Below are 13859 nucleotides of genomic sequence, written 5' to 3'. Positions count from 1 at the left end.
GGAAGGCTTATGTTGAAGGTGTTTACGCTGTTGACGCTGCTCGCGTCCACTGCCGTTCAGGCTCAGACCTCGCTGCAAAACGATCTGCCGCTCAACTACCTGGCCCAGGTTCACCCGGACGCCGAACAGCGTCCGCTGGTGATTTTCCTGCATGGCTATGGCAGCAACGAAGCAGACTTGATCGGTATGAAATTTCAGCTGCCCAAGCAGTACAACTACCTGTCGGTGCAGGCACCGATGGCGTTGGGTGAAGGGCGTTTCCAGTGGTTTCGCAAGAAAGGCGAAGGTGCCTACAACGGCGAGACGGATGATCTGAAGGCCAGCAGCCAGAAACTGCGGGCCTTTATCGCCGCAGCGGCGCAGAAATATCACGCGCAACCGGAGAAGGTGTACCTGATCGGTTTCAGCCAGGGCGCGATGATGACCTACGAGGTAGGGCTGCGGCAGCCGGCGGTAGTGGGTGGCATCGCGGCGTTGAGCGGGCGGGTATTGCCGGTGCTCAAGAGCGAGCTGAAATCAGAGCAGCAGCATCCGCCGCTGGAAATCTTCATCGGCCACGGCACGGCGGATGACCGTGTGCCTTACAGCGGTGGCACCGAGGCCGATGCGTTGTTGCAGAAGCTGTCGTACAAACCGCAATTTCATGCCTATCCCGGCGTCGGCCACAGCATCAGTGCGGCCGAGCTTCGGGATTTGAACGACTGGTTGCAGCAACTCAACCCGTGAAGATCACTTTTCCTTGAGGATGGTTTTCACCAGTGCCTCGTGACCGCTCTTGTCGCTGGCTCGGGAAATCACCTGGACCAGCGCCATGCGCGTGCCGGAACCGGCCAGCAACGTGGTGTTGAGAGTCTGGCCGCCGCCCTGGGTGGCGGTGCTGTCGACCTGACGCAAGCCCAGGCCGTTACCTTTCTGGGTCAGGCTCTTTTCGCTGAGCTTGTTGAAGTCCGGCAGGGCCTTGCGTTGGGCGTCGATGAAATCGGAGACGGTGCCGTCGAGGAATGCACTGTCGTTGTCCTTGACGTTGTTGCCTTCGGGAATCTGGTTTTCGGCGACGATGACCACAGTCTTGGTGGCGTCGTTGCTGTACATGGTGCCCTTGGCGCCGGTCGGCCCGGCCGGCAGCGGGTCGCCGACAAAGCCCTTGGGCAGGACAAAACTGAATTTGCCGTCGAGCATCGAGACTTTCTCGGTGACAACCTTCTCTTTGGCCTTGGCTGCCTGAGCATTGATGGCGCCGAAACCGGCCACCGCCGCCAACAACAGGACGACGGCTTTCTTGCTAAGCAATGACATTCGAATCTCCGAGGGATGGTCGCGCTTGGGCGGCGATCATCCCACGGAGCACACCCGGCACTCCAGAGCGGTTTGTCCGGGCGGGTTCAGTTCGGCGACGGTGCCGGCGCGGGTTTGGCCAGCAACTGCCGGGTGACGCCCAGCATCGCCACCGAAACGGCCACGGCCACCACGAAACCGCCGAAACCCAGATTGGGAACCGTCAGCGCCAGCACCAGACAAAACGCCGAAAACGAATACATCCCCGTCGCTGTCGCCCGCAACAACGCGGCGGTAAACGCCGGGCCACGGGTCTGCTGGGAAAACACCGCAATCACGCTGCCGAGCACCGGGAACACCGCGAGCAGACCGCTCCAGCGCTCGCCGACGGTGCTGGCCAGCATCGTCACCACCAGCGTGAGCGCGGCCCCGGCGATCATCCGCCAGACCAGTTTGTCCGACTTCGGCGCCGGGCCACTTACCACCGGTTGTACCTTGGGAAACAGGTATGGCGCGGCAAGCAGGGCAGTTGCAGCGGCGGCAATCGAGAAGGGCAGAGAGGCCGGTATCAGCGACAGGATCAACGCCAGCACGGCCCAGACCGATAAAGAAACCACCAACGCCAGCGGCCAGCTCGCCCGCTGCGCCACCTGCGCGTAAGTGATGCAAAACGCGATCATCGCAAACATGGCCGACAGCGCCGCCACCGCCGATTGCGCGGCAAACGCCGGGCCTTGCTCGATGGCGAGGAAAAACAGAATCGGCCCGACCACCACTGGCAACCCCGACAGCCACCCGGCGACGCTGGGGCCCCAACGCTTGCCCGCGAGGGAAATCAGCAGCAGGAAACCGGGAATCAGCAGCAGTTTGAGGATCAGCACGCAGGTGTCTCCTTCGGGTCAATAAGGGCCACGTTAGCACTGTGGTTCACGGATTGCTGTATATGCATGCAAAACATGTATACAAAATGACGAGCGCAATAGCCGACTATGCTCTGAGTATCAGGGTTTACCGGAGTCGATACCGCGATGAGCAATACACCGAAGTTGTTGCGTGGATGCTGCGGGATCGGCTTGTGGGCGTTGTTGCTGACACCCACCTGGGCCAGTTGGCAGGACGCGGTGCCCGGCGCGCAGATCATCGGCACCGGCGATTTCAGCGTGTTCGGTTTCGACGTTTACAACGCCCGGTTGTGGAGCGCCGCGCGTCCATTGGCCGATGGTCAGCCCTTCGCCCTGGAGCTGATCTATCGGCGTAGCGTGTCCCGCGAAGATTTGGTCAAGGCCAGCGTCGACGAGATCAAACGCCTGGCAGGCTCCTCCATCAATCCTGCGCAACTGGCGGTGTGGCAGGCCCAGATGCAGCAATCGTTCGTCGACGTGCAGGCCGGCACGCGGATCACCGGGGTGTATCTGCCAAGGCAGGGCGCGCGGTTTTTTGTTGGCCAACAGTTGCAGCACGAGATCAATGACCCTCTGTTCGCCCAGGCTTTTTTCAATATCTGGCTGGATCCACGCACGCGCAATCCCGAACTGCGCCAGCAACTGCTGGGTACTGCCAAACCCTGATCGCAGCACATCTGCGCTTGGGCGCACCGACTGAAACGTCTAAGCTGCGTCTTTCGACTTGTTTCTGGATGTGTGCGTGAAATTCAGCTTGCCCAAAATCGCTACGGCGCCGTTCTGCCCGCCGGAAGTGGCCGGCAGTGTTCCGGTCGATCCCAACGCCTCGTTCTTCAAACGCGTGCTGCGCTTTGCCGGCCCCGGTTTGCTGGTGTCGATCGGCTACATGGACCCGGGCAACTGGGCCACCGCCATCGAGGCCGGTTCGCGCTTCGGTTACAGCCTGTTGTTCGTAGTGTTGCTGGCGAGTCTGGCGGGCATGGTTGTGCAATGCCTGTGCTCGCGATTGGGCATCGCCACCGGGCGCGATCTGGCGCAGCTGTCCCGCGAACGCTACAGCACTCCGACGGCGCGGCTGCAATGGGTGCTGGCGGAAATCTCGATCATCGCCACCGACCTGGCAGAAGTGCTCGGCTGTGCGCTGGCGTTTCACCTGTTGCTGGGGTGTTCGCTGACGTTCGGCATCGCCCTGACCGCATTCGATACATTGCTGGTGCTGGCCCTGCAGAACCGTGGTTTCCGCCGGCTGGAGGCAATCATGCTGGTGCTGGTGGGCACCATCGGCGCGTGTTTCTTCGTTGAATTGCTGTTGATCAAACCGTACTGGCCGGACGTCGCCCTAGGCTTCAAACCGTCACTGTCGGCGATCAGCGACGCCGCGCCGTTGTACCTGGCCATCGGCATCCTCGGCGCCACTGTCATGCCGCACAACCTGTACCTGCACACCTCGATCGTGCAGACACGGTTGATTGGCAAGGATCTGGCCAGCAAGCAGGACGCGGTAAAACTGGCGCGCATCGACACCATCGGTTCGCTGGCGCTGGCGTTGCTGGTCAACGCGGCGATCCTGATTCTCGCGGCGGCAGCCTTTCATCAGTCCGGACACACCGACGTGGTCGACATCCAGGACGCCTATCACTTGCTCGACCCATTGGTGGGCGGCGCGCTGGCCAGTGTGCTGTTCGGCGTGGCGTTGCTGGCCTCGGGGCAGAGTTCGACCTTCACCGGCACCATCGCCGGGCAAGTGATCATGGAAGGCTATCTGAACCTGCGGATCCCTTGCTGGCAGCGGCGCCTGATCACCCGTGGGCTGGCGCTGATTCCGGCATTCATCGGCGTGTGGCTGATGGGCGACGGCGCGGTGGGCAAGTTGCTGGTGTTGAGCCAGGTGGTGTTGAGCCTGCAACTGCCGTTTGCGCTGTATCCGCTGATTCGCATCACCAACGACAAGCAACTGATGGGGCCGTTTGTGAACCGGTTGCCGACCAAGGTGCTCGCGTGGGGATTGTTTGTGGTGATCAGCGGGGCGAATGCCTGGTTGATTCTGCAGCTGGCGGCCTAACGGCCAAACGCTTCCACCACAAAATCAATGAACACCCGGGTCTTGGCCGGCAGCAAGGTGCGGCTGGGGTAGTACAGCGAAATCGCGCCGGCATCGCATTGCCAGTCGGGCAACAGTCGCACCAGTTCACCGCGTTCGATCTGCGCACTGACATCGGGCAGCACCAGCATCGTCACGCCCAGACCCAACAACGCCGCGGTGCGCATGGCCATCGGGTCATTCAGGACGATGTTCGGGTTGAGCAGGGCGCTGGCCTGTTCGCCGGCTTCGTTGTGCATCTGCCATTGGCGCAGGCGCCCGGTGCGCAGGCCGCGCATGACGATGCCGTGGTGATCGGCGAGATCAGCCGGATGTCGCGGCAGTGTGCGGCCGGCCAGATACGTCGGCGACGCCACCGCCAGCACTTCGGCGGACGACAATGGCCGGGCGACCACGCCGGGCGTCAGTTCGAAGCCGCCACCAATCGCCACGTCGTAGCCCTCGGCGATCAGATCCACCTGACGATTCTCGAAGTGCCATTCCGGGCGAATCAGCGGATAGCGCGCCAGAAACTCCGGCAGCAGCGGCAGCATGTGATCGATGCCGAACGTCGGCGGCAGGCTGATCTTGAGCACGCCCGCCGGCTCGCCGCGCTCGGTCGCCACCGTCGCAATCGCTGCCTGCAAGGCGTCGAGGTTGCCGCCGATGCTCGCCAGAAAACCTTCACCTGCCTCGGTCAACGACAGCTTGCGGGTCGAGCGCTGAAACAGCCGCACGCCGAGGTTGCGTTCAAGAATGGCCACGTTGCGACTGACCGCCGCCGGGGTCAGCGCCAGCAACCGTGCGGCGGAGGAGAAACTGCCGGTCTCGGCGCTGCGTACGAAAGATTCCAGATTGGCGAGTGTTTCCATGGGTTCGACCTGATAGCGATGCTTGAAGATCATTCAAGGCATTACCGGCTAATCAAGTGGGAATGGCAAGCGCAAGATTCGTTTCGAGTCTTACCCCCACTTTGAGGAGAACACCATGAGCACTATCGGAATCATCGGCGCTGGCGCCATCGGTTCAGCGTTTGCCAAAGCCTTGTCGCGTCAGGGCATCCCGTTGGTCATCGCCAACAGTCGCGGGCCGGAGACCCTGGCCGAGCTGGTCGCGGAACTCGGCCCGACTGCCCGTGCCGTTACCCGTGAAGAAGCGGCGGCCCAAGACATCGTGCTGGTCGCGGTGAACTGGTCGAAACTGCCAACCGCACTGGCCGGGCTCCCGGACTTCGGTGGACGGATCGTTATCGACGCCAACAATTCGATTGAAGCGCCGTCGTTCAAACCGGTGGATTTGCAGGGGCGGCCGTCCAGCGAAGTGTTCGCCGAATGGGTGCCGGGCGCGCGTGTGGTCAAAGCGTTCAACCATTTGCTGGCACGCTTGCTGGAAGCGGATCCGGCGTCGGAGGGTGGCAAGCGCGTGTTGTTCCTGTCCGGGGATGATGCGCAGGCCAAGGCGGAAGTGGGTGCGCTGATCGATCAGCTCGGCTTCTTCGGTATCGATCTGGGTGAGTTGAGCGTGGGTGCACGACTGGTGCAGTTCCCGGGCGGGCCGTTGCCGGTGCTGAATCTGGTGAAGTTCGCCTGACGTCCGGGCAAAAAAATACCCGGTGCGACGTGAGTCGTACCGGGTTTTGTTGCCAACGGGCAGTGGATGTCGTGGATCCGCCGCCCGCTGTGAACTCGCTTTTGTAACGCTAAGGATTTACGCGCGTTCCAGTGCCAGGGCCACGCCCTGACCGCCGCCGATGCACAGGGTCGCCAGACCCTTTTTCGCATCACGCTTGATCATTTCGTGCAGCAGGGTCACCAGCACACGGCAGCCCGATGCACCGATCGGGTGACCGAGGGCAATGGCGCCGCCGTTGACGTTGACCTTATCCAGATCCCATTGCAGATCCTTGGCCACTGCCAGCGATTGCGCGGCGAAGGCTTCGTTGGCTTCGATCAGGTCGAGCTGGCCAATGCTCCAGCCGGCCTTGTCCAGGCAGCGGCGAGTGGCGGAAACCGGGCCGATGCCCATGATCGCCGGGTCGACGCCCGCGTTGGCGTAGGCGGCGATTTTCGCCAGCACCGGCAGGCCCAAGGCCTTGGCTTTTTCGGCGCTCATCAGAATGACCGCAGCCGCGCCGTCATTCAGCGACGAAGCGTTGCCCGCGGTGACGCTGCCGTCCTTCTTGAAGGCCGGACGCAGTTTGGCCAGGGATTCGGCGGTGGTGTCGCCGCGTGGCTGCTCGTCGACCTTGAACGCCACCGGATCGCCTTTGCGCTGCGGGATCAGGATCGGGGTGATCTCATCGACAAAACGACCGGCCTCGATGGCCGCGGCGGCTTTCTGTTGCGACGCAGCGGCGAAGGCGTCCTGCTGCTCGCGGCTGATCTCGTACTTCTCGACCAGGTTCTCGGCGGTGATGCCCATGTGGTAATCGTTGAACGCATCCCACAGGCCATCGCTGATCATGGTGTCGACGATTTGCGCGTGACCCATGCGCAGACCGGTGCGCGCGCCCGGCATCACATAATTGGCCAGGCTCATGTTTTCCTGGCCGCCGGCGATGATCACGTCAGCATCGCCGCAACGGATCGCCTGGGCGCCGAGGTGCAGGGCCTTGAGGCCCGAACCGCAAACCTTGTTCAGGGTCATGGCCGGTACGGCGTGGGGCAGACCGGCCTTGATCGCCGACTGGCGCGCCGGGTTCTGGCCGGCGCCGGCGGTCAGTACCTGGCCCATGATCACTTCATCGACCTGAGCACCGTCCAGACCGGTCTGCTCAAGCAACTGGCGGATGACCGCTGCGCCCAGATCCACGGCGGAGACGGTGGCCAGCGATCCCTGGAAACTGCCGATCGCGGTACGCGTGGCGGCAACAATGACGACGTCTTGCATTTTCGAATTCCTCACTCGGCAGCGAACTGCATTTCCGGTACGTGATCCGGGACGATCAGTTTACCTGCGGTTTTGGCGACGATTTCCTCGACGCTGACGCCAGGTGCGCGTTCCTTGAGGACAAAAGCGCCATTTTCGATTTCCAGGTACGCAAGGTCAGTCAGGACGCGCTTGATGCAACCGGCGCCGGTCAGCGGCAGGCTGCACTGGCTCAGCAACTTGGACTCACCGTCCTTGGACGCGTGGGTCATGATGACGATGATGTTGTCGGCGCCGGCCACCAGGTCCATCGCGCCGCCCATGCCCTTGACCAGTTTGCCGGGGATCATCCACGAGGCGATGTTGCCTTGCACGTCCACTTCGAACGCGCCGAGCACGGTCAGGTCGACGTGACCGCCGCGGATCATTGCGAAGGATTCGGCGGAGCTGAAGATCGACGCGCCAATGCGCGCGGTCACGGTCTGCTTGCCGGCGTTGATCATGTCGGCGTCGATGGTGTCTTCAGTCGGGAAAGGTCCCATGCCGAGCAGGCCGTTTTCCGATTGCAGCATGACTTCCATGCCTTCGGGGATGTAGTTGGCGACCAGGGTCGGGATGCCGATACCGAGGTTCACGTAGTAGCCGTCCTGCATTTCGCGGGCGACGCGTTGAGCCATTTGTTCGCGAGTAAGTGCCATGTTCTTGTTCTCCGTCAGCCTGGATTATTTGCGGATGGTGCGTTGTTCGATGCGTTTTTCGAACGTGCCGCAAATGACCCGGTCGACGTAGATGCCGGGCGTGTGGATGTGTGCCGGATCCAGCTCGCCGGGTTCGACGATTTCTTCGACTTCGACCACGGTGATCTTGCCGGCGGTGGCGGCCAGCGGGTTGAAGTTCTGGGCGGTGTGGCGATAGATGACGTTGCCGAAGTGGTCGGCTTTCCAGCCTTTGACGATGGCGAAGTCGCCGGTGATGGATTCTTCCATCAGGTACTTGCGACCGTGGAATTCACGCACTTCCTTGCCATCGGCGACCGGAGTGCCGACGCCTGTGGCAGTGAAGAAGGCCGGAATGCCTGCACCGCCTGCGCGCATTTTCTCGGCGAGGGTGCCTTGCGGGGTCAGGACGACTTCGATGTCGCCTTTGAGCAGTTGCTCTTCGAACAGTTTGTTTTCGCCGACGTAGGAGGCGACCACCTTGCTGATCTGGCGGTCGGTCAGCAGCACGCCGAGGCCAAAGCCATCCACGCCGCAGTTGTTGGAGACGACGGTGAGGTCGCGGGTGCCCTTGCGCTTGATCTCGGCGATCAGGTTTTCCGGGATGCCGCACAGGCCGAAGCCACCGGCGATCACGGTCATGCCGTCTTCAAGACCTGCCATGGCTTCCTCGTAGGAATACACGCGCTTGTCGAAACCTGCCATATGCACCTCTTTTATTGTTTGTCGGGCGGCTGGCTAGCCGAATGACTGGAGTGTCGCGCTGAAGGATATATTTGTTAAGTTGATTTTTAAGGTTGATTGATTGATAAAGCTCAATAATTGACCTCGTTGATCGTTCCCACGCTCTGCGTGGGAATGCCTCTAGGGACGCTCCGCGTCCCAGTGACGCGGAGCGTCACGGGCTGCGTTACCACGCGGACGGTTCGACGCCTCGACGTGGGAACGATCAATGAGGTGTTCAGCTTAGTTCCTTGAGTGAATCGTTCATGACCATCAAGCAGATCCGCGCTTTTCTCGCCGTGGCCCAGAGCCTGAGCTTTGCCGTGGCCTGCGAGCGCCTGCACCTGTCTCAATCGGCGCTGAGCCTGACCATCAAGGCGCTGGAAGAAGGTCTGGGCGGGCGCCTGTTCAGCCGCAACACGCGCAACGTGGCGCTGACCCCGGAGGGCGAATCGCTGCTGCCGCTGGCCCGGCGCCTGATCGCCGACTGGGACAACGCCGAAGACGAAATGCGCCAGCGCTTCAGCCTGCAGCGTGGGCGGGTGACGCTGGCGGCGATGCCGTCGTTTGCCGGTAACCTGCTGCCGCCGATCCTCAAGACCTTCCGCGCGCGCTATCCAAACGTCAACGTGACAGTCAACGACGTGATCAACGAGCAAGTGCTGGAAATGGTGCGCGATCGTCAGGTCGAACTCGGCGTGGCGTTCGAGCCGATGCAGAACACCTCGCTGACCTTCACGCCTCTTTATAAGGATCGCTTCGTTGCGGTGGTGCCGCAGGATTCGTCGCTGGCCGACCGTAGCGACATTGATTGGCAGACCTTGCTGCAGGAACCGTTCATCACCCTGCAACGACCGTCTACGGTTCGGGTGATGCTGGAGGAACACTTGCAGGCCCGGGGCATGAAACTGCCGGTGGAATTTGAAAGCCATCAACTGGCGACAGTCGGGCGCATGGTGGCGAGTGGGCTAGGCGTCAGTGCGGTGCCGGCGTTGTGTGCCGGGCAGATGCGCGAGTTGGGCGCGCATTGCCTGACCTTGCACGAGCCCGTGGTTGAGCGGGCGATTGGCGTGCTGACGGATCCGGGGAATGAACTGTCGGCGGCGGCTCAGGCGCTTTTTGACATTCTCAAGGCTGAGGATTTTGGACATCTTTGAAATCCATCCCCCTCACCCCAGCCCTCTCCCGGAGGGAGAGGGAGCCGACCGAGTCGTGCTGCTTAGTACATCGACCTGAGCCACCGAGTCGATTATGGATTCAGGCTCATCAACTCTTGAGTTCGACTCGATATTTCAGGTCGATGTAACTCTTATATTCAGCGTGGTCAGTTCCCTCTCCCTTGGGAGAGGGCTAGGGTGAGGGGTTAGGGATCGCAAGCCGGACATCTCCCTCCCACCATCAACCATTCATTGCTTGAGCCAACAGCGGTAACAATTCCTCACAACACCCCTCAATCTTCAAATCCAGCAACTCATCCGCCCGCGTCTTCCCCAGATTGATCGCAATCAGCGGCTTGCCCCGATCCGCAATCACCCGGCACAGGCGAAACGCCGAATACGCCATCAACGACGAACCCACCACCAGCATCCCGGCGGCATTTTCCGCCAGCGCCATGGCCCGCGCTGCTGTCGGCTGCGCCACGTTCTCGCCAAAAAACACCACGTCCGGTTTCATCCGTTCGCCTGCGCAATGCGGGCAGTGCGGCACCTGGAAGCGCGCCTCGAAGGCCGGATCGAGCAGAGTGTCGCCGTCCGGCGCCTGCACGGCATCGACGCCGGCCAGATACGGGTTCTGCGTTTCCATCAATTGCTGAATCGAATCCCGCTCGCTGCGCTGACCGCAATCCAGACACAGAACCCGGTGCAGGCTGCCGTGCAGTTCGATGACGTCGTGACTACCGGCCTGATCATGCAAGGTGTCGACATTCTGGGTAATCAAACCGCCGATCCGCCCTTGGCTTTGCAGACTGGCCAACGCCTCATGGGCCGCGTTCGGCCGTGCCTGGCGCACGCGGGGCCAGCCGAGCATGGCCCGGGCCCAGTAGCGCCGACGCGATTCCGGGGCCGCGAGGAATTCCTGGTACATCATCGGCTGCCGGCCACGGCGCACACCGTCGGTGTCGCGGTAGTCCGGGATGCCCGATGGCGTGCTGATGCCGGCGCCGGTCAGCACAATGAAGTCGCCGTCGGCCATGACCTGTTGCAGATAGTCGAGCGGGTCGGGGAGGGGACGGTCGAGCATGATCAGCGCTCCGCAGGCTGTAAGTGCCTTGCAGGTTAGCACCGACGGACACCTCTTTTCAGAGGCGTCCGCTGCCCGAGGTTATTTGCGAGCCTCCAGGATCAGGTTGAACGGCGTCTGCGTCGCACGCCGGAAGTGTTTGAAACCTGCTTCGGTAAACACCTTGCGCAAGCGCGACTCGCCCGCCTGCGCACCGAGGCCGAGTCCCACTTCCTGGGACAGCGAATTTGGCGTGCAGATGAACGTTGACGCGGCATAGAACAAGCGCCCGACCGGCGTGATGTTTTCGTCCAGGGTGTCGTTGGCAAACGGTTCGACCAGCAGCACCGTGCCGTCGTCTTTCAAGGATTTAAACGCATGCTTTGCCGCACCGACCGGGTCGCCCATGTCGTGCAGGCAGTCGAAATAGCAGATCAGGTCATAGTCATCGCCGGGATAGCTTTTCGCCGTGCCCTGGAAGAACCGCGCGCGACTGCTGACGCCGCCTTCTTCGGCCCGTTGGGTGGCGACGGTGATCGAAGGCGCGTGATAGTCGAAGCCGACGAACCGCGAGTTGGGATACGCCTGGGCCATGATCACCGTGGACGCACCGTGACCGCAGCCGATGTCGGCGACCTTGGCACCTTCTTCGAGTTTGGCCACCACGCCGTCCAGCGCCGGCAGCCACTCGGCGATCAAATGCCCCTTGTAGCCGGGACGAAAGAAGCGCTCGGTGCCGGTGAACATGCACGGATGGTGATCGCCCCAAGGCAGGGCGCCGTTGCCGCGCATGGCCTTGACCAGTTTGTCCTTGTCATGGAAAAACGACGCCACCACCCCGAGGCCGCCGGCCACGTACACCGACGAATCTTCCTTGGCCAAAGCCAGCGCCTGTTCTTCCGGCAAACGAAACTTGCCGTCGTGGTGTTCCATGTAGCCGGACGCCGCGTGGGCGCTCAGCCATTCGCGCACCAGTCGCGGGTTGCAGGTGGTTTTTGCAGCGAGGGATTCGGGGCTGACCGGCTGGCTGTCGGCCATGGCCCGGTACAGGCCGAGTTCTTCGCCGACAATGACATTGGCCAGCATCGCCGCGCCGCCCATGTCGTTGACCAGTTTGCCCATGAATTCGTTGAGTCTGGCCTCGTCCATTTCATGTGCTCCTTTGACAGGATCACAGTCCGGTGGCGTTGGGGGTCGAGGCATTCACCACCGGGCGGTGGTCGTGGAAACGGGCAGGGCGACACTGCTGTCCTGCGTCCCCCTCGACTGGGTACTGATTGAGTCTAGCCGCTGTTGGCGCCGGCGGGAGCGGGCTGTGTGGATTTCGGGGTTGTGTATCGCGACGGTGTCTGTATCCCACTGTGTACAGGCCCGCCGCCGATACAAATCCCGCCACTTCCCCCGCATTACCCACACAGCCGCGATACACCCGCCGGTTTAACTGAGCCTGTCAGTCGCCGCCCCCGGCGGCTCCTCAGCAGAGACCTTGCCCATGCAGATTCCCCACCCCACCTTGCAGGCCAGTGTCGGGCTCGGCCTGCGTCGCGGCCTGATGAAAGACCTGCAAGCCGCTCGCACCGGCGATTTCGACTTTCTGGAAGTCGCCCCGGAAAACTGGATCGGCGTCGGCGGCGCTCATGGCGCCGCGTTGCGTGAGCTGGCCGAGCGATATCCGTTGTCCTGTCACGGACTGTCGTTGTCGCTCGGTGGCTCGGCGCCGCTGGACGTCGGTTTCCTCCGGGAAGTGCGGACCTTCCTCGATCATCACAAAGTACCGCTGTACAGCGAACACCTGAGCTATTGCAGCGACGACGGTCACCTCTACGACCTGCTGCCGTTGCCGTTCACCGAAGAGGCGGTGCACCACGTCGCCGCACGGATCCGTCAGGCGCAGGACATCCTCGGTCGGCGACTGGCGGTGGAAAACGTTTCCTACTACGCCGCGCCTCGCCAGGACATGGACGAAGTGACCTTCACCAACGCCGTGCTGCGCGAGGCCGATTGCGATCTGCTGCTGGACGTCAATAACGTCTACGTCAATTCGATCAACCACGGTTTCGATCCGCAGACATTCCTGGCCGCCATCGAGCCGGGCCGGGTGGTCGGGATGCACGTGGCCGGGCACTTCGACGAGTCCGACACACTGAAGATCGACACCCATGGCGCCTCGGTCAAACCGGTGGTCTGGTCGTTGCTGGTCGACGCTTATGCCCGATTCGGCGCGCAGCCGACCTTGCTGGAGCGGGATTTCAATTTCCCCGCGTTCTCTGAACTGGTGGCCGAACTGCAAACCATCCGCCGCCTGCAAGCCGAAGGAGGCCCGCGTGGATAATCTTCTGCTGCAACAACAGGCCCTGACCCGCTATTTGCGCGATCCAGAACATGAAGCGCCACCCGCCGACATGAACGCGGCGCGGGTCAATGTCTATCGCGATCTGGTGTTCAACAATGTCTCGCAACTGCTGGGCAGCACATTTCCGGTGCTGATCCGGATCATCGGTCAGGAACGCTGGCGCATGTTGATCCGCGGCTTTCTGCGGGACTACCGCGCGCAGACACCGAAATTCGGTGAGATCGCCGAGGAGTTTGTCGGCTACCTCGCCTCGGAACCTGCCGTGTTGAGCGAGGGCGACTGGCCGGCGTTTCTGGTGGAGCTGGCGCATTACGAATGGGTGGAAATGGTGTTGCAGCAGTCCGACGCCGAAGCCTTGCCGGCGAGCGATCCGGCGCACTTGCTGGAGCAGCCGTTGCAGGTTTCGGCACTGGCCTGGCCGTTGGCGTACACCTGGCCGGTGCAAATCCTCAGCCCTGACCATCAACCGTCTACACCACCGGCCCAGCCAACGTTGTTGCTGGTACGGCGCGCGGTAGATTTCAGTGTGAAGTTTTCCGAGCTGAGCCCGCTGGCGTGGCGGTTGTTGCAGCGGATCGAGGAGTTCCCGTTGCTCAATGGTCGTGAGCAACTGCAAGGGTTGGCGTTGGAGGCGGGGTTGCCGGAAACAGTGTCATTCATGGACAGCGGTCTGGCGTTGTTGCAGCAACTGCATGAGGACGGAGTGATCGGCATCAACTGAT

The 13859-nt window shown here is 62.0% G+C and carries 15 protein-coding genes; 7 read left to right on the top strand and 8 right to left on the bottom strand.

Annotated features, from left to right (window positions below; translation table 11 throughout):
• Window positions 1-9 precede the first annotated feature (9 nt).
• Window positions 10-726 (top strand): prolyl oligopeptidase family serine peptidase, encoded by a 717-nt coding sequence (locus GQX66_RS03365; protein WP_240866352.1) that lies wholly within the window; start codon window positions 10-12, stop codon window positions 724-726.
• Window positions 727-729: 3 nt separating this feature from the next.
• Here GQX66_RS03365 and GQX66_RS03360 read toward each other — a convergent pair whose 3' ends face one another.
• Complete coding sequence (locus GQX66_RS03360) at window positions 730-1296, bottom strand: hypothetical protein (RefSeq protein WP_129974025.1); 567 nt, start codon at window positions 1294-1296, stop codon at window positions 730-732.
• Window positions 1297-1382: 86 nt separating this feature from the next.
• Window positions 1383-2156, bottom strand: coding sequence for a hypothetical protein (locus tag GQX66_RS03355; protein WP_240866350.1), 774 nt, complete (start codon window positions 2154-2156; stop codon window positions 1383-1385).
• Between the two features lie 147 nt (window positions 2157-2303).
• On the opposite strand from GQX66_RS03355, the gene GQX66_RS03350 reads away from it, so the two are divergent.
• Together GQX66_RS03350 and GQX66_RS03345 are read left to right on the top strand one after the other, a co-directional pair.
• Window positions 2304-2843 carry a chalcone isomerase family protein gene (locus GQX66_RS03350; RefSeq protein ID WP_240866347.1) on the top strand — a complete coding sequence of 180 codons (540 nt, stop codon included), beginning with the start codon at window positions 2304-2306 and terminating at the stop codon, window positions 2841-2843.
• Window positions 2844-2919: 76 nt separating this feature from the next.
• Window positions 2920-4239, top strand: a complete 1320-nt coding sequence (locus tag GQX66_RS03345; protein WP_240866344.1) for an Nramp family divalent metal transporter — start codon at window positions 2920-2922, stop codon at window positions 4237-4239.
• Here GQX66_RS03345 and GQX66_RS03340 read toward each other — a convergent pair.
• Window positions 4236-5129, bottom strand: coding sequence for a LysR family transcriptional regulator (locus GQX66_RS03340; RefSeq protein WP_240866396.1), 894 nt, complete (start codon window positions 5127-5129; stop codon window positions 4236-4238). The two genes, GQX66_RS03345 and GQX66_RS03340, sit on opposite strands and share 4 nt — an antisense overlap.
• A 115-nt stretch (window positions 5130-5244) precedes the next feature.
• On the opposite strand from GQX66_RS03340, the gene GQX66_RS03335 reads away from it, so the two are divergent.
• A complete protein-coding gene (locus tag GQX66_RS03335) occupies window positions 5245-5847 on the top strand; it encodes an NAD(P)-binding domain-containing protein (RefSeq protein WP_011333514.1) in 603 nt (200 codons plus the stop codon).
• Window positions 5848-5964: 117 nt separating this feature from the next.
• Here GQX66_RS03335 and GQX66_RS03330 read toward each other — a convergent pair whose 3' ends face one another.
• The 3 genes from GQX66_RS03330 to GQX66_RS03320 are packed head-to-tail and all read right to left on the bottom strand — an operon-like array spanning window position 5965 to window position 8546.
• Window positions 5965-7146 carry an acetyl-CoA C-acetyltransferase gene (locus GQX66_RS03330; RefSeq protein ID WP_007956270.1) on the bottom strand — a complete coding sequence of 394 codons (1182 nt, stop codon included), beginning with the start codon at window positions 7144-7146 and terminating at the stop codon, window positions 5965-5967.
• Between the two features lie 11 nt (window positions 7147-7157).
• On the bottom strand, window positions 7158-7823 hold the full coding sequence (locus GQX66_RS03325) for a CoA transferase subunit B (protein WP_007956272.1): 666 nt from the start codon (window positions 7821-7823) through the stop codon (window positions 7158-7160).
• Window positions 7824-7847: 24 nt separating this feature from the next.
• On the bottom strand, window positions 7848-8546 hold the full coding sequence (locus tag GQX66_RS03320; protein WP_102688464.1) for a CoA transferase subunit A: 699 nt from the start codon (window positions 8544-8546) through the stop codon (window positions 7848-7850).
• A gap of 284 nt (window positions 8547-8830) precedes the next feature.
• On the opposite strand from GQX66_RS03320, the gene GQX66_RS03315 reads away from it, so the two are divergent.
• Window positions 8831-9721, top strand: a complete 891-nt coding sequence (locus GQX66_RS03315; RefSeq protein WP_129974018.1) for a LysR family transcriptional regulator — start codon at window positions 8831-8833, stop codon at window positions 9719-9721.
• Window positions 9722-9962: 241 nt separating this feature from the next.
• On the opposite strand, the gene GQX66_RS03310 is transcribed toward GQX66_RS03315, so the two are convergent.
• Window positions 9963-10805 carry an NAD-dependent protein deacetylase gene (locus GQX66_RS03310; RefSeq protein ID WP_129974017.1) on the bottom strand — a complete coding sequence of 281 codons (843 nt, stop codon included), beginning with the start codon at window positions 10803-10805 and terminating at the stop codon, window positions 9963-9965.
• Window positions 10806-10886: 81 nt separating this feature from the next.
• On the bottom strand, window positions 10887-11933 hold the full coding sequence (locus tag GQX66_RS03305; RefSeq protein ID WP_240866341.1) for a class I SAM-dependent methyltransferase: 1047 nt from the start codon (window positions 11931-11933) through the stop codon (window positions 10887-10889).
• A gap of 343 nt (window positions 11934-12276) precedes the next feature.
• On the opposite strand from GQX66_RS03305, the gene GQX66_RS03300 reads away from it, so the two are divergent.
• Window positions 12277-13116 (top strand): DUF692 domain-containing protein, encoded by an 840-nt coding sequence (locus GQX66_RS03300; protein WP_129974015.1) that lies wholly within the window; start codon window positions 12277-12279, stop codon window positions 13114-13116.
• Window positions 13109-13858, top strand: coding sequence for a putative DNA-binding domain-containing protein (locus tag GQX66_RS03295; RefSeq protein ID WP_240866338.1), 750 nt, complete (start codon window positions 13109-13111; stop codon window positions 13856-13858). Before GQX66_RS03300 ends, GQX66_RS03295 begins: the two co-directional genes overlap by 8 nt.
• Window position 13859: the final 1 nt, after the last annotated feature.

It is taken from the genome of Pseudomonas sp. B707 (assembly GCF_022496685.1).
Classification (GTDB): domain Bacteria; phylum Pseudomonadota; class Gammaproteobacteria; order Pseudomonadales; family Pseudomonadaceae; genus Aquipseudomonas; species Aquipseudomonas paraglycinae.
The sequence above is the reverse complement of the archived record's forward strand: the minus strand, read 5'-3'. Positions and strand labels throughout refer to the sequence as shown.

Bases quoted from the DNA above. Each gene is read 5' to 3' on its own strand.
- GQX66_RS03365 (WP_240866352.1), top strand. From the start codon at position 10: ATGTTGAAGGTGTTTACGCTGTTGACGCTGCTCGCGTCCACTGCCGTT.
- GQX66_RS03360 (WP_129974025.1), bottom strand. From the start codon at position 1,296: ATGTCATTGCTTAGCAAGAAAGCCGTCGTCCTGTTGTTGGCGGCGGTG.
- GQX66_RS03350 (WP_240866347.1), top strand. From the start codon at position 2,304: ATGAGCAATACACCGAAGTTGTTGCGTGGATGCTGCGGGATCGGCTTG.
- GQX66_RS03340 (WP_240866396.1), bottom strand. From the start codon at position 5,129: ATGGAAACACTCGCCAATCTGGAATCTTTCGTACGCAGCGCCGAGACC.
- GQX66_RS03335 (WP_011333514.1), top strand. From the start codon at position 5,245: ATGAGCACTATCGGAATCATCGGCGCTGGCGCCATCGGTTCAGCGTTT.
- GQX66_RS03330 (WP_007956270.1), bottom strand. From the start codon at position 7,146: ATGCAAGACGTCGTCATTGTTGCCGCCACGCGTACCGCGATCGGCAGT.
- GQX66_RS03325 (WP_007956272.1), bottom strand. From the start codon at position 7,823: ATGGCACTTACTCGCGAACAAATGGCTCAACGCGTCGCCCGCGAAATG.
- GQX66_RS03320 (WP_102688464.1), bottom strand. From the start codon at position 8,546: ATGGCAGGTTTCGACAAGCGCGTGTATTCCTACGAGGAAGCCATGGCA.
- GQX66_RS03315 (WP_129974018.1), top strand. From the start codon at position 8,831: ATGACCATCAAGCAGATCCGCGCTTTTCTCGCCGTGGCCCAGAGCCTG.
- GQX66_RS03310 (WP_129974017.1), bottom strand. From the start codon at position 10,805: ATGCTCGACCGTCCCCTCCCCGACCCGCTCGACTATCTGCAACAGGTC.
- GQX66_RS03305 (WP_240866341.1), bottom strand. From the start codon at position 11,933: ATGGACGAGGCCAGACTCAACGAATTCATGGGCAAACTGGTCAACGAC.
- GQX66_RS03300 (WP_129974015.1), top strand. From the start codon at position 12,277: ATGCAGATTCCCCACCCCACCTTGCAGGCCAGTGTCGGGCTCGGCCTG.